The organism is Erythrobacter sp. 'gip.4 top 5', from assembly GCF_056495765.1.
Genome location: NZ_CP200270.1, coordinates 1,031,343 through 1,052,748 on the forward strand (window position 1 = coordinate 1,031,343; position 21,406 = coordinate 1,052,748).

The 21,406-nt window shown below is 64.3% G+C and carries 21 protein-coding genes and 1 tRNA gene; 5 read left to right on the top strand and 17 right to left on the bottom strand.

Annotation, left to right across the window (positions count from 1 at the left end):
* Positions 1–55: 55 nt before the first annotated feature.
* Positions 56–946, bottom strand: coding sequence for a DMT family transporter (locus tag ACRANW_RS04875; protein ID WP_479433411.1), 891 nt, complete (start codon positions 944–946; stop codon positions 56–58).
* A 171-nt stretch (positions 947–1,117) separates the two neighbouring features.
* On the opposite strand from ACRANW_RS04875, the gene ACRANW_RS04880 reads away from it, so the two are divergent.
* Positions 1,118–2,539 (top strand): L,D-transpeptidase family protein, encoded by a 1,422-nt coding sequence (locus tag ACRANW_RS04880; RefSeq protein WP_479433412.1) that lies wholly within the window; start codon positions 1,118–1,120, stop codon positions 2,537–2,539.
* A gap of 46 nt (positions 2,540–2,585) precedes the next feature.
* Here ACRANW_RS04880 and ACRANW_RS04885 read toward each other — a convergent pair whose 3' ends face one another.
* The 6 genes from ACRANW_RS04885 to ACRANW_RS04910 all read right to left on the bottom strand — a co-directional run bounded on the left by ACRANW_RS04885 (position 2,586) and on the right by ACRANW_RS04910 (position 7,256).
* Positions 2,586–3,287 carry a murein L,D-transpeptidase catalytic domain-containing protein gene (locus tag ACRANW_RS04885; RefSeq protein ID WP_479433413.1) on the bottom strand — a complete coding sequence of 234 codons (702 nt, stop codon included), beginning with the start codon at positions 3,285–3,287 and terminating at the stop codon, positions 2,586–2,588.
* A 69-nt stretch (positions 3,288–3,356) separates the two neighbouring features.
* Positions 3,357–4,280 carry a histone deacetylase family protein gene (locus ACRANW_RS04890; RefSeq protein ID WP_479433414.1) on the bottom strand — a complete coding sequence of 308 codons (924 nt, stop codon included), beginning with the start codon at positions 4,278–4,280 and terminating at the stop codon, positions 3,357–3,359.
* A gap of 162 nt (positions 4,281–4,442) precedes the next feature.
* Positions 4,443–4,988 (bottom strand): manganese efflux pump MntP, encoded by a 546-nt coding sequence (locus ACRANW_RS04895; protein WP_479433415.1) that lies wholly within the window; start codon positions 4,986–4,988, stop codon positions 4,443–4,445.
* Positions 4,989–5,001: 13 nt separating this feature from the next.
* Positions 5,002–5,499, bottom strand: coding sequence for a thioredoxin family protein (locus tag ACRANW_RS04900; protein WP_479433416.1), 498 nt, complete (start codon positions 5,497–5,499; stop codon positions 5,002–5,004).
* Positions 5,500–5,510: 11 nt separating this feature from the next.
* Positions 5,511–6,668: a flavodoxin-dependent (E)-4-hydroxy-3-methylbut-2-enyl-diphosphate synthase gene (ispG, locus tag ACRANW_RS04905; RefSeq protein WP_479433417.1), complete on the bottom strand. Its 1,158-nt coding sequence runs from the start codon at positions 6,666–6,668 to the stop codon at positions 5,511–5,513.
* Positions 6,669–6,731: 63 nt separating this feature from the next.
* Positions 6,732–7,256: an N-acetyltransferase family protein gene (locus ACRANW_RS04910; protein WP_479433418.1), complete on the bottom strand. Its 525-nt coding sequence runs from the start codon at positions 7,254–7,256 to the stop codon at positions 6,732–6,734.
* A 75-nt stretch (positions 7,257–7,331) separates the two neighbouring features.
* On the opposite strand from ACRANW_RS04910, the gene ACRANW_RS04915 reads away from it, so the two are divergent.
* Positions 7,332–8,432 (top strand): isoaspartyl peptidase/L-asparaginase family protein, encoded by a 1,101-nt coding sequence (locus tag ACRANW_RS04915; RefSeq protein WP_479433419.1) that lies wholly within the window; start codon positions 7,332–7,334, stop codon positions 8,430–8,432.
* 108 nt (positions 8,433–8,540) lie between these two features.
* On the opposite strand, the gene bla is transcribed toward ACRANW_RS04915, so the two are convergent.
* The 8 genes from bla to ACRANW_RS04955 all read right to left on the bottom strand — a co-directional run bounded on the left by bla (position 8,541) and on the right by ACRANW_RS04955 (position 16,808).
* Entirely contained in the window at positions 8,541–9,473 is a 933-nt protein-coding gene (gene bla, locus ACRANW_RS04920) for a class A beta-lactamase (protein WP_479433420.1), read from the bottom strand.
* Positions 9,470–10,408: an RDD family protein gene (locus tag ACRANW_RS04925; protein ID WP_479433421.1), complete on the bottom strand. Its 939-nt coding sequence runs from the start codon at positions 10,406–10,408 to the stop codon at positions 9,470–9,472. Before ACRANW_RS04925 ends, bla begins: the two co-directional genes overlap by 4 nt.
* Entirely contained in the window at positions 10,405–11,484 is a 1,080-nt protein-coding gene (locus ACRANW_RS04930; protein ID WP_479433422.1) for a stage II sporulation protein M, read from the bottom strand. The genes ACRANW_RS04925 and ACRANW_RS04930 overlap by 4 nt, the downstream gene beginning before the upstream one ends.
* Before the next feature lie 7 nt (positions 11,485–11,491).
* A complete protein-coding gene (locus ACRANW_RS04935; RefSeq protein ID WP_479433423.1) occupies positions 11,492–12,850 on the bottom strand; it encodes a DUF58 domain-containing protein in 1,359 nt (452 codons plus the stop codon).
* A gap of 3 nt (positions 12,851–12,853) precedes the next feature.
* Positions 12,854–13,816, bottom strand: a complete 963-nt coding sequence (locus ACRANW_RS04940; RefSeq protein ID WP_479433869.1) for an AAA family ATPase — start codon at positions 13,814–13,816, stop codon at positions 12,854–12,856.
* 2 nt (positions 13,817–13,818) lie between these two features.
* Entirely contained in the window at positions 13,819–15,123 is a 1,305-nt protein-coding gene (locus ACRANW_RS04945; RefSeq protein WP_479433424.1) for a DUF4350 domain-containing protein, read from the bottom strand.
* On the bottom strand, positions 15,120–15,830 hold the full coding sequence (locus tag ACRANW_RS04950) for a hypothetical protein (RefSeq protein WP_479433425.1): 711 nt from the start codon (positions 15,828–15,830) through the stop codon (positions 15,120–15,122). Before ACRANW_RS04950 ends, ACRANW_RS04945 begins: the two co-directional genes overlap by 4 nt.
* Before the next feature lie 84 nt (positions 15,831–15,914).
* Positions 15,915–16,808 carry a prephenate dehydratase gene (locus ACRANW_RS04955; protein ID WP_479433426.1) on the bottom strand — a complete coding sequence of 298 codons (894 nt, stop codon included), beginning with the start codon at positions 16,806–16,808 and terminating at the stop codon, positions 15,915–15,917.
* A gap of 119 nt (positions 16,809–16,927) precedes the next feature.
* On the opposite strand from ACRANW_RS04955, the gene ACRANW_RS04960 reads away from it, so the two are divergent.
* Complete coding sequence (locus ACRANW_RS04960) at positions 16,928–17,668, top strand: c-type cytochrome (protein WP_479433427.1); 741 nt, start codon at positions 16,928–16,930, stop codon at positions 17,666–17,668.
* 48 nt (positions 17,669–17,716) lie between these two features.
* On the opposite strand, the gene ACRANW_RS04965 is transcribed toward ACRANW_RS04960, so the two are convergent.
* Positions 17,717–18,376, bottom strand: coding sequence for an RlmE family RNA methyltransferase (locus tag ACRANW_RS04965; RefSeq protein ID WP_479433428.1), 660 nt, complete (start codon positions 18,374–18,376; stop codon positions 17,717–17,719).
* Complete coding sequence (locus ACRANW_RS04970) at positions 18,373–19,677, bottom strand: Ppx/GppA phosphatase family protein (protein ID WP_479433429.1); 1,305 nt, start codon at positions 19,675–19,677, stop codon at positions 18,373–18,375. Before ACRANW_RS04970 ends, ACRANW_RS04965 begins: the two co-directional genes overlap by 4 nt.
* Before the next feature lie 182 nt (positions 19,678–19,859).
* Between ACRANW_RS04970 and ACRANW_RS04975 the strand changes: the two genes are divergently transcribed.
* Together ACRANW_RS04975 and ACRANW_RS04980 are read left to right on the top strand one after the other, a co-directional pair.
* Positions 19,860–19,933 (top strand) — tRNA-Gln (locus tag ACRANW_RS04975).
* A 489-nt stretch (positions 19,934–20,422) separates the two neighbouring features.
* Positions 20,423–21,403 (top strand): Rossmann-fold NAD(P)-binding domain-containing protein, encoded by a 981-nt coding sequence (locus tag ACRANW_RS04980; RefSeq protein WP_479433430.1) that lies wholly within the window; start codon positions 20,423–20,425, stop codon positions 21,401–21,403.
* Positions 21,404–21,406: the final 3 nt, after the last annotated feature.

The following is a 21,406-nucleotide window of genomic DNA, read 5'->3' on the forward strand; positions in this document are numbered from 1 at the left end:
TCTCACGCCGCCAAGGTCAAGGGGGCCAGGGGCATATCGCCGCTGCCAATTGGCCTTAGATGACCGGGATCGGTGCGGGCCGAGCCTGGCGGGTGGCAAGCCAGCACCCTGCCACGATCAGCGCGGTTCCGGCCAGCGTCGGCCAGGCCACCGCCTCGCGGAAGAACAGCCATCCGAAAAGACTGGCCCAGACAAAGCCGGAGTATTCGGTCGGCACCAGCGCATGGGCCTCGGCCCGCGCATAGGCCCATGCGATCGCGAGCGATCCCGCCACCGTCAGCGCGCCCGCAGCCAGCAGCGGTATCACCGCTTCGCCCGAAGGCGGCGCCCATAGGAACGGTGCGAGCGTCAGCAGCACCACCCCGCCGATACCGCTATGGAAGGTTGCGATCTCCAGTGGCCCCGCGACCTGGGCCTGTCTGCGGATCACAATGAAGTTGTAGGCATAAAGCAGCGCCGAAATGAACAGCGATGCCACGCCCAGCGCTGCGCTCTCATCGAATTTGCCCTGTCCGATCCTGCCGCCGACGATCACCAGCGTGCCGGCAAAGCCCAGCGCGCTAGCGGCAATTGCCGCGCGGCTGATTGTCTCGCCCAACAGCACGCGGGCCAGATAGAGCGCAATTAACGGGGCGATGAAGCTGAGGGCAATGGCCTCGGCCAGTGGCAGGCGGGTGAGCGCAAAGAAAAACGTCAGCGCCATGAAGGCCGATACGACGCCGCGGATCGCGTGCAGCGTCCAGACGGCGCGCGATGGCATCCGCGCCCCGCGGGCCAGCCACACCGGTGCGATCATGGCGGCACCGATGAAGGCGCGCAGCACCGTGGCGGTGTAGGCGCCGATCAGCAGTGCCGCTTCCTTCATGAAAGCGTCCATCAATGACATGAACCCAACCCCGGCCAAAGCGACAGCAAACGGCAGCAGGGCAGGGCGAAGGAACGGCATAGCGGAGCCTTAGGCATTGGTGTCTTCAAGGTCACGTTCTGGACACAGGCGCATGAACATTAATGCGAGCGAAAGCCAAGATGGTTGAAAGGGGCGTGACCCAAGGGGTATGGCAAAACCAATGTATTCGGCCGCACGTTTGGCGGCACGGGGCGAAAAGGCAGTATTGAAATGAAGTTTCCGGGAAAATTGGCAAGCGGCATCGCCACCGCAGCATTTGTGGCAGGTACCGCGTTTGCGCAGGAAAGCGATCGCACGCCCGCAAGCCAGCAGCCGGTTCCGAGCGAGCAGCGTGGCGGCCCGTTTCCGGCCACCATGCTGCCACCGCCACCGCCACCACCGCGTGAATCCGTTGCCGACGTGTTCGGCCAGACCGTGTCCGAACCGGTGGTGCAGGGCGCGCAAGACATCGCGCCGCAGTTGCAGACATGGACCGTTGAGCAGGCAGCAAGGCTGGTTTCGGTGATCGAAGGGATCGGCGCTGAAGGGCTTGAACCCAAGGACTATGATCTCGAACCGCTCAAAGTCGCGCTGGCATCCGGTCCTTCGGATGAGTTGAACCAGATGGCTTCGCAAAGCTTTGTCTGGTTGGTCGAGGATCTACGTGACGGGCGCACGCCGATGGACGCGCGCGAGCAATGGTTCGTGGTCGATCCTGACCGCGATCTGAATCCGGCGGGCAAGGTCATGGAAGACGCGCTGGCTAGTGGGGACATCGCGGGCGCGCTGATGAAGCTCAACCCGGCCCACCCCGATTACGCCAAACTGAAGGCCGAATTGGCCGCAACGCCCGCGACCGCAGCAGCGAAGCGCAAGCTGATTCGCGCGAACATGGACCGCTGGCGCTGGCTGGGCCGCGATCTGGGATCGCAGTACCTCATCACCAATGTGCCCGAGTTCCAGCTGCGCCTGACGGTCAGGAACCGCATTATCAGCACTTACCGCACCGTGGTGGGCAAGCCGGGGCGCACCGCAACGCCGCAATTGGCCGAGATGGTTCAAGGCGTGGTGTTCAACCCGACCTGGACGGTGCCGCAATCCATCGTCAAGGGAGAAGGACTGGGCGCAAAGGTGCTCGCCAACCCGGCATGGGGGAAGCGCAACGGCTATGTGGCTACCAAGGGCGCCAATGGTTATATCTCTGTGGTGCAGCAGCCAGGGCCGGGCAATTCGCTGGGCCAGATGAAGCTCGAAATGCCCAACGAACACGCGATCTTCTTCCACGACACGCCTTCGCGGCACCTGTTCGCCAATGACAGCCGCGCCCTATCCCACGGCTGCATCCGCACCGAACGCGCGCTGGAGCTGGCCATGACGATGGCGATTTTGGGCAAGGGCGCGACCAAGGACGAAGCCGTGGCAATCTCGACCTCTGGCAAATACACCAAGGTAATGTTGGAAAAGCAGTGGCCCGCCTACATCACCTATTTCACGATGGCGTCCGACATCAATGGCGAGATGGCGACGTTCAAGGACATCTATGGCCGCGATACCAAAGTGCTCGCCAGCCTGGACAAACCGCGCGTGCGTAATCGCAGCACGCTTCCGACAGACGAGGTGATCGTGATCGAGGATGATCTGCAGGACGGCTAAAGCTGCACCGGACTGATCGGGACGGGCGGAATGCCCGACCGTTCTGTCACAAGGCGCTGAAGCCGGGCCGGGGTGCAAGATCGAGCGGCGCGCGATCAATCAACGCCAGTTCGGGCACCGGCTGTATACTGCCGTCCTCTTCCAGCCCCAAACTGTCAGCAAACAGCAGCCTCCCGCCCGATAGATGCATCAGCGCGATGCGGAACTGTTCCTCGCCCATGGCAAAGCACCCATTGGAGCGGCCAAGCCGGCCCCAGCGGTCAATATGCGACGGCTCGGCATAGTCAGCGCGGTGCATCACGATATAGCGGCGCAGCGCGGCCTCATTGCTGTGATCGAGCCCGCCCAGCCGCACCGAGGTGCCATAGCGGCCCTTGTACCATTCCCACGTCACATAGGCGCCGCGGCTGGTGGCGTTCGATCCTTCGGTATTGGAAAACTGCTTGAGCCAGCCATCATGCTGCGGATCGGAGCCGGTGCCGTGGCTGACATGGTAGGACTGCACCGCACCACGCTCGAGATTGACGAAGTGAAAGCGTGGCTTGGCCGAATGCAAACCGAAATCCGCAATGCCGACGATGTCCTGTTTCCAGATCGCATTGCCTGCACGGGCCAGTTCACGGGCGGCAATGTCAAACAGGATCCGGTCACGCGGTGTGCCGGATGCGACAGACGCAAATGCGCGGGCGGGCAAAGCGATCGCCGCGCCCAGCCCCACAGTGCCCTTGAGAATGTCGCGCCGCTTCATCGACCTGCAAGGTAAACCCGAAGGGCTGCGTTCCCAATAAGGGCTATAACGGTTCATCGCAGCTATGGGTCAACTCGTGGACGGATGCGCGGGAAATGCGATGTTCGCCGCAGCCATGGTCAGCATCGAGGCGGCATGGCGCGCCGCGACGATGCGCGGATCATCGCCGTAACCGCCGCCCAGCGCGCTCGCAATCGGCAGGCCGCGACGGCGGGCTTGGGTCACGACATAGCGGTCGCGCAGCGCCAGCCCGGCATCGGTCAGGCCCAACCGCCCGAGCTTGTCGTCGTGGTGCGGGTCAACCCCTGCCTGATACAACACGAAGTCCGGCGCGAAGTCGGCGAAGATTTCGGGAAGGTGACCGGTCAGCGCAGCCATGTAGCCATCATCATCGGTGCCATCGGCCAGCGCGACATCCCGGCTGGAGCGCGCTTTCCTGACCGGGAAGTTCTTCTCGGCGTGGAGTGACAGCGTGAAAATGTCCTCCCGCCCGGCGGTGAGGCTGGCGGTGCCGTCACCCTGATGCACGTCGAGATCCACGATCAACACGCGCCGTGCATCGCCTTGCGCAATCAGGCGATTGGCGGTGACAGCCAGATCGTTGAACACGCAATAGCCAGCGCCGGTATCGTGTAGCGCGTGGTGGCTTCCGGCGGCGGAATTGGCCGCATAGCCATGGTGCATGGCGAGCTGCGCAGCGCGCCATGTGCCGCCATTGGTGTGACGCACGCGGCTCGTGATCGCAGGCGTCACAGGAAAGCCGATCCGGCGTTCCTTGTCCCGCGGGACGTCGGCCCGGAACACCTGATCGACGTAATCGGGACAATGCACCGCTTCGAGCCATTCGCGTGGCATCGCCTCTGGCGCGTGTTCAGTGATGGGCGCGCCGCTGCTGCGCAGTTCTTCCATGACAAGGTAGTATTTGTCGAAACGGAACGTCCCGCGCTCGGGACGCGGGGCCATGTAATCGGCGTGGTGAACGACGTGGAGCATTCAGCCTCGCGCTTCCGTTCCTGTGTGTTGGAGACACATGAGACACTGTCCAGAAACCGAAAATACGGCGATGGCGCGGCTTTGGTTGCAGGCGGGGCGCGGAGAGGGCGGCAGGGTGCTCATGCGTAGGGTGATGCCAGCATCATGCGGTGTAGGACAGCCTCACAGCCAGCCGGAATGTTCGGCGAGGATTTTGCACCCCAAGCCAATCAGAATGATTCCGCCCGCACGTTCCGCCCATTCGCCTAGGTGATCGCCCGCGCGGCGGCCTAGCATCACGCCCGCGGCGCTCATGGCGGCAGTGATCCCGCCGATCGTGGCAACGGCTGTGATCGGCCCAATGCCAAGCGCCGGCAAAGTGATTCCCGCAGCCAGCGCATCAATACTGGTGGCTACACCGGCAATCAGCAAAGCCGCGCCGGTCAGCGCGCGTGCCGCCTGCTCGTCGCCTGCATGTCCGCCCAGCATCCGCCCGCCCAGAAAGGCCAGCAGGCCAAAGGCGATCCAGTGATCGACCGCTTCGACATACCCAAGCGCAACAGCGCCGACCCCCCAGCCGGCGAGCGGCATCAGCGCCTGAAACACCCCGAAGGTGAGCGCGATTGCACCGCCTGCGCGCCAGCCGGGCCGAAAGCGTGCGCCTTGGGTCAGGGCAACGGCAAAGGCGTCCATGGCAAGAGCGAATGCAAGCAGGAGGACTTCGGTCATGACACTGCGGGCTTTATTCGGCGAGCGGCGCTTGGGCCAATGCGGCAAGTTCGGCGTAGATCGCGTCTTCGCTGCGACTGGCGGCGTTGCGCCAGGATGCGGCTGTGGCCGCATTAACCAGCTCGCCCCTGGCGGTGAGAACGAGGACGGCCGGCGTGCCGGTGAGGGCATCAATGCCGAACCGCTGCGCAATGTCGAGATTGCGGCCCTTGCCGGTCTGCGGCACGCCAACATCGACGAAAACGAGCTCGTAGCGTTCGCCCACCAGCGCGGCAAAGCGCGGAGTTTCAAGCCATCCGGCGAGCGCTCGGCTGTCGTGGCACCAGTTCGCGCCCATCACCACAAGCACACGTTTGTCATGGGTTGACGCACGGACGAGCGCGGCGTCGACATCGCGCATGGCTTCGGGCGTGGGATCATAGACCCGCGCCTCTGGATGGGCCGCAGTGGACGCGCCGGACACCGGTACCGACGCGCAAGCTGCAAGCGTCAGCGCGAGTCCGACTGCCATCGCAGGCCGGATCACTCGGCGGCTTCGGTGGCCAGGGGCGGTGCGGCGTGGGGATCGAAGGCGGTCGCTTGCCCTGCGTCTATTTCGGCCGCCTTGGCTTCGACCAGACGCACAATGTGTTCGAGCATATCTTCGCTCTCGATGGTGTGATCGGTCACGCCGCGCAGGTACACCATGTGCTTGCCTGCGCCGCCACCGGTCAGGCCAATGTCCGTCTCGCGCGCTTCGCCCGGCCCGTTGACCACACAGCCAAGGATCGAGAGGCTCATCGGCGTCTTGATGTGTTCAAGCCGCGCTTCCAGCGCCTCGACCGTGCGGATCACGTCAAACCCCTGCCGCGAGCATGAGGGGCACGACACAACGCGTACGCCGCGGGTGCGCAGGCCAAGGGCTTTGAGCATCTCGAACCCGACCTTGATCTCCTGCTCGGGCTCGGCGGAGAGCGACACGCGGATAGTGTCACCGATGCCGGCCCACAGGAGGCTGCCTATGCCGATACTGGATTTCACCGTCCCACCGATCAGTCCGCCGGCTTCGGTGATGCCGAGGTGGAGCGGGCAATCGACCGTTTCGGCAAGGCCATGATAGGCTGCGACCGCCAAGAAGAGGTCGCTGGCCTTCACCGCCACCTTGAATTCGTGGAAATCGTGGTCCTGCAACAACTTGATGTGATCCAGCGCGCTTTCGATCAGGGCTTCGGGGCACGGCTCGCCGTATTTTTCGAGCAGGTCTTTTTCAAGGCTGCCGGCGTTCACGCCGATGCGGATCGCGCAGCCATTGGCCTTGGCGGCGCGGACGACTTCAGCCACGCGCTGGGCCGAACCGATATTGCCGGGGTTGATGCGCAAGCACGCCGCGCCTGCGTCTGCCGCTTCCAGAGCGCGCTTGTAGTGAAAGTGGATGTCCGCCACGATGGGGATGCGCGCAGCACGGGTGATTTTTTTGAAATCGCGGGTGGATTCCTCGGTCGGGCAAGACACGCGAATAATGTCTGCGCCTACTTCCTCGCACCGCCGGATCTGATCGAGCGTGGCGACCACGTCTTCTGTCGGGGTGTTGGTCATGGTCTGCACGGTGATGGGGGCATCACCGCCAACGGGGACATTCCCCACCATGATCTGGCGCGATTTGCGCCGCTCGATTGTGCGCCACGGGCGGATACTGGACATAGCCGCCATATAGCCATGCGAAGGTGACGGGGCAATGACCCGTCGCGCGTGTGCGCAATTGGTTCAAGCGGATGGCGGCAACCGCAGTTCGTACAGTAATTCCGGGTCAAGCTGCGCGCCGACGCGGAAGGTGATGTCGGCGATCTTGGCAAAGCCGTAACGCTGGTAGAACCGCTGCGCGCCGAAGTTTTCGGCATAGACCGACAGCAGGATGGCATCATGCCCCCCGGCGTGCGCCTGTGCCAGCGCCCAGTCCATCAACCGCGCACCGATCCCGCGGCCGGTATGGCCAGGCATGGCGTAAAGCTGCGCCAATTCCAGCGGCGTTTTCGCAGGGGAGTAGGCGGTGTAGTGGCTCGGATAGCGGAGCTTGCAAAAGGCGATCAGCGCGCCGTCCTGTTCCACCAGGCAATGGCGGCAAGCGTCGCCTGCGATCTCGCCTGCCACGGCGCCGGGATTGTGAACCTCGGCGAGGAAGGCGGCGAGGTCTTCGGGGCGGTACAATTCGCCAAACGCCGCCACGAAGGTGGCCGCGCCCAGTGTGGCAAGCGCGGGGGCATCGGCGGGGGTGGCGGGGCGCAGGATCATGGGCGGGGCATTAGCGTGCAGCCGGTGTTCTGTTAAGCTGGCGAAAGGAGAAAGAGCGCGTTAGACCTTGGTGCCATGAACAAGCTCGTTGCGCTGATCGCTCTCGCCCTGACCCCTGTCGCCGCGCTGGCCCAGGAGCCTGCGCCCGATACGCCCAAATGGTCGATTGCGATCCACGGCGGGGCAGGGACGCTTGATCCCAAGGCGATGACTCCGGAACGGCGGGCGGAATACGAGGCGGCCCTGCAACTTGCGCTCGATGCAGGCGCCAAGGTGCTGGCCGATGGTGGCAGCGCGATGGATGCGGTGAAGGCAGCGATCATGCCGATGGAGGATTCGCCGCTGCTCAATGCAGGTCGCGGCGCGGTGTTCACGTGGGACGGGACGAACGAGCTTGATTCGTCGATCATGGACGGGCGCGATCGCAGCGCCGGGGCGATTGCGGGGGTGAAGACGGTCAGGAACCCGATCCTGCTGGCCGATACGGTGCGCACAGACAGTGAGCATGTGATGCTGATGGGCGCAGGCGCGGAGGAATTTGCGGTCGAAAAGGGCTTTGCCGTCACGCCGCCCGAATACTTTGCCACGCCAGCAAGACGCGAGTCGCTTGACCGGATGAAGGCGGAGAAGCTCTCGGCACTGGATGTCGATCACAAGTTCGGCACGGTGGGCGCGGTGGCGCTCGACCAGAGCGGCAACCTGGCCGCAGGCACCTCGACCGGCGGGATGACCGGCAAGCGCTGGGGCCGCGTGGGCGATGCGCCGGTGATCGGCGCGGGAACCTATGCGGATAACCGGGCGTGTGCGGTGTCAGCGACGGGGTGGGGCGAATACTTCCTGCGCGTCGGGGTGGCGCATGAGATTTGTGCGCAGTTGCGGATGATGGCGAATGATTATGGCACTGTTACACATGGCCTCAATTCCAAAGGTCAAGTGATAGCGGCTCCGCCAGCGCCAATCGATTATGATGATGTGCAAGGAATTGCCGACGAGGTGATGGCCGACGTCAAACAACTCGGCGGCGATGGCGGGGTGATCCTCGTCACGCCCGAGGGCCACGCGATCTTCAGTTTCAACACCACCGGCATGTATCGCGGCCGCGCCACCAGCGCAGGCGTGAACGAGGTGGCGATCTTCGGCGGTGAGGCGCAGGTATCGGCCACGCCCGATCATTGAACCACACACCGTTCGTGCTGAGCCTGTCGAAGCACTGTCCTTCCTTTCGAGCGAGGTCAGATAGAAAGACAGCCCTTCGACAGGCTCAGAGCGAACGGATTGGAGGTTTCAGTACAATTTCCCCACCAGCGGCAGCCCGCGTTCCGGCTCGGCGAATTCCTTGATGATCCGGCCCACCCGCGACAGCGTCAATTCGCCGCGGGCCGACAGATCGTCTTCGGCCTGCCGCGCGCGGAAATAGCAGGCGAAGGTAATCGGCGGCTCGCCCTTGGGCCCCTCGGCAAAGCCGATGTCGACAAAGGTGTATTCGCTGCCGACCAGCCCGCTGCTGCCGGTCTTGTCGCCCGCCACCCAGCCTTCGGGCAATCCTGCACGCACGCGGTTGCGACCGGTTTCGGTTTCGAGCATCCAGCCTTTCAATTCCGCGCGGGCCGGCTCTGGCAGCACATCGCCATAGATGATTTTAGCCACCGTCCGCGCCATCGCCGCCGGTGTGGTGGTGTCACGAAACTCGGTTGGCGGGACGATATTCATGGATGGCTCGGTGCGGTCGATCCGGCTGATATCGTCGCCGATGCTGCGCCAGAACGCGGTCAGCGCCGCAGGGCCGCCCAGTTCCCGCAGCAGGATATTGGCTGCCGGATTGTCCGATGTCGTCTGAATAGCCCGCGCCAGTTCGCGTAAAGTCGCCCCGCTGGCGATTCGTTCCTGCGTGAAGGGTGCGTGCGCCAGCATGTCGGCCTCGCTCCATGTCACGCGCCTGTCGGCATCGATCAAACCCGCCGCATGGCGTTGCAGCACCAGCGCCGCGAGCGAAAACTTGAACGATGAGGCATGGCCAAAGCGCCGGTCCCGGTTCAGCCCCACCGCCATGCCGGTGGCGGTGTTGAACAGCTCCACCCCCAATGTGCCATCGCCAGCCGCTTCGATAATGCGCAGTTCTGCGGCGAGCCTGCCCAGCGGGCTTTGATCGGGCGGGATGCAGGCCGAGACGCCGAGAGCCAGCGTTCCACCGATGAAAAAGCGCCGATCCATGGTCATGAAAACTTGTCCGCCTTGCGTTTGCCGAACCGCATCTCGCCTTCGAGCTTGGCCCGCAATTGCGCATAGAAGGCTTCGAGAAAAGCCCTTTCATCGCCTGCGCCCGGATCCCAGCCGATCTTGCGGCAAATCGTGCCATGCACCGCCTTCAGCGCATCGGGCTGCGCATCGCGCAGCAGGCGTTCAAGTGTCTGCAGTTCCCGCTCACCATAAACCGAGAGCTCCGCTTCGCCGAAATCGTAGCGCGCTCCGGTGACGTCGCTGGCGCTTGCAGTGCTGGCCGCGCCTTGCGTGCTGAGCGCAGCGGCAAGCCGGGTGCGCGGGCGCTCGACCACCCAGGTTCCGGCGATGATGTCGCCCGCCCGCAAGCCATCGCGGTTGAAGAACGGGAACAGCACAAACAGCAAAAGCCAGCCGGTGACCACCCAGCCAAGCACGCCAATGTCCTCGTTCTGGGTGCTTTGCACCAGCAGGACCGCAAGCGCGATCAGCGGGTAGAAGATCTCCACGTCGCGCAGCAGGTTGCGGGCGATCACCGCCTCGGGCGTCAGGCGCGCACTGCCACGCGCCGCGATGCGGATGCCGACGATCCTCTTGCCCAAGGTCGCGCCGCGCGGCCCGAGTTCCTGCACCAGGAAATAGCCGTACCACGTGACAAAGCCGATCAGCACAGACACGATCACCAGAAACTCCGCCGCACCGGGCGCAAGCTGGGTCTCCTCCATCCCCATGCCTTCTATCAAGCCCTGGAACAGCCACCGCATCAGCAGGTTGAAGGCAAGCAGGCCGACTGCGACGATCACCATGTCGATAAGCAATGCCCCTGCGCGGCCCCCGCGTCCGGCAAGGGTCAGGGGCAGCGCCAGACCTTCAGGCGTGATGAGCGTCCGGGCGCGCTTGTCGATCGGGGTAAGGGGGGCCGCGCGCGTGCTCATCCGGCCTCTGCCGTTGCGGTGTCGTCAGAGGAAGCCGGACGGTATAGAAAGAAGTAGGACAGCCAGAAAACCAGCATCGTCCCGCCAATCAGAAAGCGTCCGGCGGTGCCGTCCACCAACTGGCGCGGGAAGGCTTCAAGCAGGGCGGCGACAATCATCATGATGACCACCCCCACCATCACCACCGCCGAGCGACGCCCGGCTGCCGCGGCTGCATCCAGCACGCTTAGCCGGCCCGGAAAAGCCATCGCGCGGCCGATATGCAGGCCCGCGGCGCCGGCCAGAAGAATGCCGAATAGTTCCGTGGTGCCGTGGACACTGAGCCATGCGGCCAGTTCCACCCCCAGCCCCTGCCCGCTGAAGAGCCACAGCAGCACGCCCAGCAGCGCCATGTTGTGCACCAGCAGCAGCAGCGACGGGATGCCAAAGGCAAAGCCCAGCGCAAAGGCGAGGATGCACACCGCCGAATTGTTGCCGAACAACTGCGCGGCAAAAGCCGAGAGGCCCGAGGCGCTTTCTTCGGTCGCCAGGGTTTCGAGCAATTGTTCGCGGCTGGCACCCGGCGCACGCGGATCGCCCGATCCCGCCGGAAACAGTCGATAATACCATGCCTCGTCCTGCGCTACGAGCAGCCAGCCGACGATGGCGCCTGCGACCATCACGAACAGTGCAATACACATATCGAGCCACAAGGCCCGCACGGCGCGGCTCCAGCCGCCCAGCAGAAAGCCGCGCAGCCAGCGGATAAAGCCCTCCCGCGGGCCATAGACCTGGAACCATGCGCGCTGCACCAGCGCTTCGAGATAGGTCAGTGTCGCGGCATCAAGGCTGGTTTCGCGCGCGACGGAGAGGCTGGAGGCGGCGGTGCGGTACAAGGCCGGCAGCGCGATCAGATCGGCGTCGGGGATGCGCCGCAAACCGCCGCGTTCCATCCGCGCAAGAATATCCTCAAGCCTGCGCCATTCGCTTTCACGCTCCAGCCGGAAGCGGTCCGATCGTAGCGCCGCGCTTTCGATATCGGGCGGGGCGGCGACTTGGCCGCGCCCGAACCATGCGGCAATGTCGGGGGTCTTCATGCGCCCATCACCCTATCGCTTCACTGCCTCGGACCGCCAGATAGCGGTCTATCAGCCGCGGCCCGATGGTGGCCCACGGCGCTTCGAGCACATCGATCCCCAGCCGCCTGAGCCGGGTCAGCACCAGTTTGCGCTGCTGCGCGATGCTGTCGGCCGTGACGCTGCGGGCCAGCGTGGCAATGTCACTGGGCGGGGCGGCGATCAGGTCTTCGACGTCGCTGTCGGTCATGGTGACGAACAGCACCAGATGCTTTCCCACTAAGCGGCCCAGGCTTTCGACCATCAGTTCGGCGGCCGTGGGATCAGTGAAATCGGAGAACACCACCACCAGCGACCGGCGCTTAAGCTTGGCGGTCAGTGTCGCCAGCGCCAGCGTGAAATTGGGCTCTGCCGCCTGATAATCGAGGCCGGCGGCGGCGCTTTGCAATCGGTGAAAAGCGCGCGGATCGCCGATGAACGGCGTCATGATCTGCGGCGTGCGCGCAAAGCCGAACAAGGCCACCTTGTCCCCGCCCTTCAGCGCGACATAGGCGCAGGTCAGCGCCGCGCTGACAGCGCGGTCGATGCGCGGCAGGCCATCCACCGGCTCGCACATCGCCTGGCCGCAATCGAAGGCAAAAACGATCTGGTTGTTGCGCTCGCTTTCGTTCTCGCGGGCGAACAGGCGGGTGTGGCGGGCGCTGGCCTTCCAGTCGATCCGGCGGCGGTCCATGCCGGCTTCATATTCGCTCAAGGCTTCGAACTGCGTGCCTTCCCCGCGGATGCGCCGGGCGATCAGGCCCAGTTGGGCATTGCGCAGGAAGGTCTGCAAATCGGGCGAGCGTACCGGCGACAGGTCGGGCCAGATCCGGACCTGTCGATCCAGCGGACGCTCGATCTGCCGAGCACCCAGCCGCATGGGGCCCTCCCAGCGAATCCAGACACGCGTAAGTTCGGCGGTGCCGCGCCGACTCGGTACGATCTGCGTCTCGCCGCGCCAGCCGGGTTCATAGGGTTGCGGCGAAAGGTTAATCGTGACGCGGCCCTCGGGTGCCATACGCGGATCGCAGGCCAGCATCGCCGCCACGGAGGAAGGGGCCCGTCCCGCAAAGCGTATTGCAATTGCGGTCATGCCCGGTTGGCCGACCTCGATATCGCCGGGCGTGTGCAATTCCCATGCCGCCAGCCGGCCGGCCAGCAGCGCATCGAGCGCGATCACCGCCAGCAGCGCAAGACCGAATATTGGTGCGATCACCCATGCGCCCGGTGCGGTGGCGGCGATTACCACCGCTACCGGGGCGAGGCCCGCCGCCACCCACGCCGCGCGTTCGGTCGGCACCAGCGGCAGCGGCGGCAGGCTTACGCGGGGGAGGGCAAAGCGCGCCATGCCTTACCGCGGCGCTTCGGTCGCTTCGACCAGATCGGCCACCAGCGCTTCCATGTCGCGACCTTCGATTTCAGCGGCGGGGCTCAGAGTCAGGCGGTGGCGCAGCACCGGCACGGCAAGCGCCTTGACGTCATCGGGGATCACATAGGCGCGGCCTTCGAGCGCCGCGCGGGCGCGGGCCGCCCCGGCCAGCAACACGGCGGCGCGGGGGGAGGCACCGACGGTCAATTCGGCATGGTCGCGCGTGGCGCGGATCAGCCGCACGACATAGCGGGTGATTTCCTCCGCCACTGTCACCTGCGACAGAGCGCCGCTGGCCGCAACGAGGCCCGCAGCATTCGTGACCGCCGCGACACCCAGATCGGCAGGGCGTTGCGGGCCGGAGCGTTGGCCATAGGTCGTGACGATCCGGGCCTCCTCATCCTCGGAAGGGTAGGGCACCAGCAGCTTGAACAAGAAGCGGTCAAGCTGCGCTTCGGGCAGCGGATAGACGCCCTGATTCTCGATCGGATTTTGTGTTGCCACGACCATGAAGCGCGCGGCCAGCGGATAGGTTTCCCCGTCCAGCGTGACGCGCCGTTCCTGCATCGCTTCGAGCAACGCAGCCTGCGTCTTGGGCGGGGTGCGGTTGATTTCGTCGGCCAGCAGCAGATCGCAGAAAATTGGACCACGGGTGAGCGTGAACTGGCTGGTTTGGAAGTTGAACAGGTTCGATCCCAGAATATCGCCCGGCAGCAGATCGGGCGTGAACTGGATGCGCCCGAAATCAAGGCCCAGTGCGGTGGCAAAGGCATTGGCAAGGAAGGTCTTGGCAGTTCCCGGCGGGCCTTCCAGCAACACGTGCCCTTCGGCCAGCAGTGCGGTCAGCAGCATGTCCACCATCGCCTCCTGCCCGACAATCGCCTTGGCGATTTCGGCGCGGATGGCGCCTGCGAGGCTGCGGACATCGTCGAGTGTCATGGTCATCATTATCCCTGGGATAGCTTGGCATTGAGATCGTCGAGGCTTTGTGCGGCGACGAGAATGTCGGCAGGCTTTTGCGCCGCTTCCATCCGCGCGGCGCGGCGCGAGAAAGGCTCTTCTTGCGGCAGGCGGCGCGCAAGTGCGGTGTCAATCGCGGCACGGTCGGCCCGCGCAAGGCCCAGCCGATCCGCCACGCGCCGGGCCGATAGCGCGGCATAAGGCGCGCCCAGCAGGGCGAAGCGTCGTGCGCGCACGATCAGGCCAGCGCCATTGGCGATCAGTTGGCGTTTGCCAAACGCGATATCGGGGCCGGCGGGTGCCGCGGGCGGGCCGAAACGCTGGAAAGCCCGCCAGCCTACGATCAACAGCGCCACCAGCAGGCTGAGCGTGGCGGCAAGGAAGGGTGGCCGGAAAGCCAGCGTCAGCAGGTTTTCCGACGCCCCAAAGCCGTTCAGGGTCATGTCGAAGGTGACTTCGTAGATGTTGCCATCCTCGGTCAGCAGATCCACCAGCGCCATCGCCGCTGCCGCGCGGGCGGGGTCTGCCAGACCGTAATTGTTCGCCAGATCCGGCTCGGCAAGAAAGATCACGGGATAGGCAGGGCTGTCGGTGTCGTTCCCGTCACCAGGATTGACGGAGAACGCAAGCGTCCGTCCGGCAGCATCGCTGATGAGGGCATCATGTGCTGGGTCGGCAGGCTCGGCAAACAGGGTCGGTGCGCTCGGCAATGCGCCAGCAAGGCCCAGACCACGCCAGCGGCCGGGACGTGTGGGGCGCGTGGGTGAAAGTGGACTGTCCTGGTCGATCACCGGCGCGGGGAAGATGCCATGCCGGAACCGATAGGGTCCCGACAATTCTTCGGGCCAGCGCGTTGCGAAGGCCGGGCCGCGCATGACCCAGCCGCGCTTGAATTTCGCGCGCGCTTCGGCGGGTATTTGGTCGGTCGGCGGGGTCGCCCGCCACTTGGGCACGATCACGAGCGTGGGGCCGGTGAAGCTGCGGTCCTGGAGGATTTCGTCGATCTCACCGGGTTCGGCAAAGGCCGATGGGGTGAGCACCAGCAAGCCATCGGTTTCCAACCCTTGCGGGTTGCGCGAACGCTCCACGTCATACCCTTGCGCTTCAACCAAGCGCACCAGCCCGGCATAGCCGTTGAGCCCATTGCTGGCGGCATGGGCCTGGCCTGTGCCGCGCTCGCCGCCCAGATCCGCGCCCGCGCCGATCAGATAGAGCGCGGCCAGGAACAGGGCAAAGCCGCCCAGCACCAGCGCCAGCACGCCGCTGCGTGAGAAGGCCGCGCCGTTACTCACGCGGCGCGGGCTTGCGTTGTCATGCGCGGATCAATCCGGGTGAGCGCAAACTGCGCATAGGCGGTGCGGGCGGCTTCCCAATCGGCGCGGTCAAGCGCCCGCAGTGCGAACAACGAGCGTTCGACCCGTTCCGCAATCACCGCGAAGGCCTTACGCGCAGCATCGGGCAGAGCAGGCAGGGCTGCCAATTCGCGCGCGGTGCTCGATGGCTCCACCCAATCGGGCCGGGCGGTGGCGATCTGGCTGACACTGCGCTGGAGCAACAGGCGCGTTGCCGCATCGAACCGCCCCTCCGCAGCCAACCGGTCGGAATCCTCCAGCAGCGCAAGGCTTGCCGCTTCATCCGGTGCCCACGTGTCGCCTGCGGTTTGCGGGTCAGCCTTCCCTGAACGGAAAAGAGCAGGATCGATCAGACGAGCCAGAAGCACCAGCGCAAACACGGCCACCACGCCCACCATCACCCACTGTAGCCACCACCACGAATCGCCTAGCGCGCGTCCCAGCGGCGCAAACAGTTCGGCCAGAAAATCGGCCAGCCGGGACAGCATGATTTCAAGCCAGCCCGGCTCGACCGGGGGCGTGGGAGGTATTTCGACCGGAGCGAATTGCACATCGCCATCAGCACGCAACGCCTCCCATCCGGCGGGAGGCGATCCGCCTGAATTGGCTGATGTTTCGGTTGGTGAAGAAGCGGCCGTTGCGGTCATTCCACTACAAGTGGTGGCACGGTGGCTGCCCTCACGCAACGGGAAAGCGCCTGCCGCTCGCGTCAGGGCCGCCTTGGCCGCGTCCTAACCTCTGGCGCGGGCCAGTTCGTAACTACCCAGAATCCGCAGTTCCTTGGAATGAAATGCGCATTCCTCCAGCGCGCGGTCCACCGCCGCGTCACCTGGCGCGCCGATGATGTCGGCATAAAAAGTCGTCGCGGAAAAGCTGGTGCCCTGCTGGTAGCTTTCCAGCTTTGTCATGTTGACCCCGTTGGTGGCAAACCCGCCCAGCGCCTTGTACAGCGCTGCCGGAATGTTCTTCACCTCGAAGATGAAAGTGGTCATCACTGGCCTTGATTCCAGCGCTCGCACGTCATTCGGCGCACTGGCGAGGATGACGAAACGGGTCATGTTGTCCGCACTGTCTTCGACATTGTTGGCGATGATCCGCAACCCGTAAAGTTCCGCTGCAAGCGCCGGGGCGATGGCGGCCACATCGAGATCGCCGCGTTCGGCCACATAGGCCGCCGCGCCGGCGGTATCGGCATGGCTCAGGGGCACAATGCCGCGGGCGCGCAGATAATGGCGCGATTGGCCTAGCGCCTGCGGATGAGAATACGCCGCTTCAAACGGGCCGTCCCCCAAGGCCATCAGGGCATGGTGAATCGGCATGAAATATTCGCCGATGATATGCAGCCCGCTTTCAGGCAGCAGAAAATGGATATCCGCCACGCGTCCGTGCTGCGAGTTTTCAATCGGGATAATCGCCTGGCCCGCCCGCCCGTCTTTTACCGCTTCCAGCGCGTCTTCGAAGCTGAAACAGGGCAGCGGATGCATGTCAGGACGCGCTTCGGTGGCGGCGCGATGCGAATTGGCGCCGGGCGAGCCCTGAAACGCAATCGCGCGCGCAGGCTCGGATACGGCAACCGCGCGCATCCGATCAACAATAGCAAGGGCAGGGGCCGGAAAGGATCGCATGATGGCTGCGCGCCTAGAGCTGCATACGCAGGCACACAAGTCCGCTTGCAAACGGCGCAAGAATTCGTGCCACGATCGGTCTTGCGCGTACGGGCCACCACCACTATTGGACGCTCGGGATGACACAGGACAATTCGACGCAAGAAACCCCCGCAGCCCAGACCGGAGGCGGGGATCTTTTCAATACAGCCGCAGGCTGGGTGCTGTTTGCTGGAGTCGTGGGCCTTGGCCTTGCGCAGCTTTCAAAAGGCTATTTTCACGGTGACAAGCCGGATCGGCCCGAACAGCTTGGCTACGTGATCGAAGGCGTGGTGGAAGCTGGCGCTGGCCCGGCGGAAGTTACGATTGCCGAAGCGCTCAACGCCATGCCAGTCGCCGATTTGGTCGCTGCAGGCGAGAAAGCCTATTCCAAGTGCCAGAGCTGCCACACAATCGATGCAGGCGGCGCCAATGGTATCGGCCCGAACCTCGCCGGCGTGATGGGCGGACCAATCGCGGCCAAGGGTGGCTTTGCCTACAGCGCCGAAATGAAGGCACTTGGCGGCAATTGGGACTGGGACAAGATGGATGCCTGGCTCAAGAATCCCAAAGGCTATGTCGCGGGCACCAAGATGAGCTTTGCGGGGCTTTCCAAGGTTGAAGACCGCGCGGCCATTGCCGCTTATCTCAATTCCAAGGGCGGCAACATTCCGGTTCCGGCCTTCACCCCTGAAGCGCCGGCTGAAGAAGCCGATCCTGCTGTGGTTGACCCAGCCGATTCGGCAGCGCCGGTTGAAGGTGAAGATGCCAGTGCAGCCGAAGCTGCTGGCGGTGCCAGCGCTGACCAGCCCGTTCCCTCGAACCCCGGCGCAGGCCAGTAAGACAGGCGAGATGGCAGGGCGGCAGCGGCTTCCCGCTGCCCGCCTCGCCTAGCCCTTGAATCCCTGAGCGATAACGTACCATTCCGACGAGCCCTTACGGCTCGCCGGAGGTTTGGCATGCTTGACCGTGGTGAAATGCTTCTTGAGCAGCATGAGCAGATCGCTGTCTGTCCCGCCTGCGAGCACCTTGGCCACAAAACCGCCGCCGGGTGCGAGGTTCTCGGTCGCAAACCACGCGGCTGCTTCAACAAGCCCCATCGTGCGCAGGTGATCGGTCTGCTTGTGGCCGACGGTGTTGGCCGCCATGTCGGACAGCACCAGATCTGGCGGTCCGCCCAGTGCCTCGGCCAGCCTGCCCGGTGCGTCATCGGCCATGAAATCCATCTGGAGGATTGTGACCCCTTCCAGTGGCTCGACCTCCAGAAGGTCGATCCCCACGACTTCCGCCTTGGGACGCTTGGCACGCACCACCTGGCTCCATCCACCCGGCGCGATCCCGAGATCGACCACGCGGCTGGCGCCTTTGAGCAGTCCGAACTTCTCGTCGAGCTCGATCAGCTTGTAGGCTGCGCGGCTGCGATAGCCATCAGCCTTGGCGGCCCGCACATAGGGATCGTTGAGTTGGCGTTCGAGCCAGCGCACCTGGCTGGCGGTGCGACCCTTGGCGGTCTTTACCCGCTTGCTGGGAGCCTTTTCGCCGCGGGTCATTGAGCGGGCCTTTCCGGCGTTTGGCGGCAGCGTTGCTTGTGCAGCGCTTTCAAGGAGCGCTCCGATTGGCGTTCGGCTGCCATGATGCTGCGCAGGATGCCTTCGCGAATTCCGCGATCCGCCACGCCCAGCCGCCGCGCGGGCCACAGGTCCAGAATCGCTTCCAGGATCGCGCAGCCTGCGACCACCAGATCGGCGCGATCCTGCCCGATGCAGGGCAAGGTGGAGCGTTCATAAGGCGTCATCACAGAGAGCCGCGCGCTGATCCCGCGCATTTCAGACGCGGGAACGATCAACCCGTCGACCGCCTTGCGGTCATAGCTCGGCAATTCGAGATAGAGGCTCGCCAGTGTCGTGACCGTGCCGCTGGTGCCGAGCAGGCGGATATCCGCGTCCCTCGCCGCGTCCGCCACGCGAGCCGTAAAGGGCGCGAAACTGTCTGCCACCATCTGTTTCATGCGGGCGAACCGGACGACGCGGGCGGCTTCGCTGTCTTCGGTCCGGCCAACCGTGTCGGTGAGTGAGACCACGCCCCACGGTACGCTTTGCCAATCGAGAATGCGGGGCACGCGGCTCGCCTCGGCCCCGCTCGCTTCAACCAACACCAGTTCGGTTGAGCCGCCGCCAATATCGAAGATCATCGCAGGGCCGGTGCCTTCTTCCAACAGGATGTGGCAACCCAGAACCGCAAGCCGGGCTTCTTCTTCAGCGCTGATGATGTCGAGCGCAATGCCGGTTTCGTGGCGCACGCGCTCGATGAATTCGAGACCATTCTCCGCGCGGCGGCACGCCTCGGTCGCAACCGATCGGGCAAGGCGGACATTGCGGCGCTGCAATTTGTCGGCGCAGATATTGAGCGCGCCCAGCGTGCGGTCCATCGCTGCCTCGGACAATCGCCCGCTGGTGGCCAAGCCTTCGCCCAACTTCACCACGCGACTGAAGGCGTCGATCACTGTGAAATCGCGGCCCGATGGGCGGGCGATCAGCAAGCGGCAATTGTTGGTGCCCAGGTCCAGCGCGGCATAGGCTTCCCCGTGACCATTGGGCTTCATCGCGCCGATGTCTGCCAGATCGGGCCTAGGGCGGCCGGCGGCATTACCGGCGCCATTGGCTTCGCCATGGCCGGACCGCGCCGTATGAGGGAGACCGGCGTCGGCGCTTTTGGCTCGGCCGGTGCGACCGTTTGCGCGAGGATCGGGCTGGGGAGGGCGTTTGTAGCGGAAATCGGCTACCTTGCCGGACTTGCCGCCCCGGTTTTTCCCAGTTCTTCTATTTTTGTCCGGCGGGAGTGTGTCCGCCATGATCACAATACTTTCATATCACCATGCACTCCGCGTCGGGTGCATGGCACTTGGCGTCACGCTAACCCAAGCATGGATCAAGAGCAAGCGACGCAGGTACAACCGGCGCTTGACCTTGGCCTTGCGTGAAACTAGGGACCATGCGTGCTGACGCTGCTGGACCACGTCCGCCCGAAAGCTCATGCCCCGTCCTCTAATGGTAAGAGAGCGGACTCTGACTCCGTCAATCAAGGTTCGAATCCTTGCGGGGCATCCAGCCTTTTCTCGAAAAATCAGTTATTTATCTGCGTCACAGCCCCTCGCGGGGCTGTCCTGTCATTTCCCGCAGAATTCTGCGGTTTCTCATCGATTCCCGCGCTGTCTCGGTGGCTCGATGCAACACTGGTGCAACACGCTGAGCTGTTTCAGCGCCTAAGCGTTCCATCGGGCGGATCGAGAGCGCTCTGGCACGATCTCATCGACTGGTAGACAGCCTCAGGCTGTTGTCGAAACCGCGCATCGGTCCCGCTCATGAATATACCTGAGCGGCACCACGAAGTTATGCTGTGTCGGCCAGCAAAGCGAGAACCAGTCCTACCGGCTCGCAATCCGCATCCCAATCGCGAAGAGGTTTAGTTAACCTTATGGATATCATTCTTAATTATCAGCAAGACCACGCAATCCTTCGGATAGCAGCCGACCTGCCTTTGCCTGATCGAAGAGGCCAGTACCCTAAACACGAAAGCGATAATGGGTCCAAGACGCGATGGAAAGTTTCGGAAACGCCCGCTACGATACTGGCTTGATCGGCCACTCCGGCTTTGTCGGCGGCGCGCTGCTGCGGCAAACCCGCTTCGCGGTCCGCTACAATAGCACCAACATTGCTGCCATCGAGGGGCAGTCTTTCGGCACGCTGGTCTGCGCTGCAGCACCAGGCTCCATGCTCGAAGCCAATCGCGCGCCCGAACGCGATGCGGCGCAGATCGACGCGCTCAGCGAGCGGTTGGTGAATGTGCGGGCCGAACGGTTCGTGCTGATTTCCTCTATCGCGGTGCTGGCGGATTTTGCCGGAGGCGATGACGAGACCACCGAAGCGTTCCAGCAGGAACTGGCCTATGGCCGCCATCGCCGCGCGCTCGAAGCCTTTGTCGAAAGCGCGTTTCCCGGCAGCCTGATCATCCGCCTGCCCGCGCTGTTCGGGCCGGGATTGCGCAAGAATTTCCTGTTCGATCTGCTGAACCCGGTGCCTTCCATGCTGACCGAGGCGAAGCGCGACGCGTTGATCGGCGCGCTTGATCCCGGTCTCGCTGTGTGGACGGACACGCTTTACGCCCCTGATCCGGCCACCGGACTGCTGCGGCTCGACCGCGCGGCGCTGAATGCCGACCGTCGGCGTGCGGCGCTGGAAGATGCGGCGGTCGCTTTGGGCGCTTCGGCGACGCAGTTCCACCACCCCGATACGACCTACCAATATTATCCCATCGACCGGCTGTGGCAGGACATCGGGACCGCACTGGAAGCCGGGCTGTCGCACCTGCATCTGGTGGCAGAACCGCTTACCGCCGCCGCGATCCATGCGCGGCTGATGGGGCGGCCCATGCCCGCAACGCCTGCACGCCTGCACCACGAGGATATGCGCACGCGCCACGCTGCGCTGTGGGGGGCTGAAGGGGCCTATCAGTTCAGCGCCGCCACGACGCTCGATCGGCTGACCGCCTTCTTCGCCAATGAAAGGGCGGCAGCATGAGGC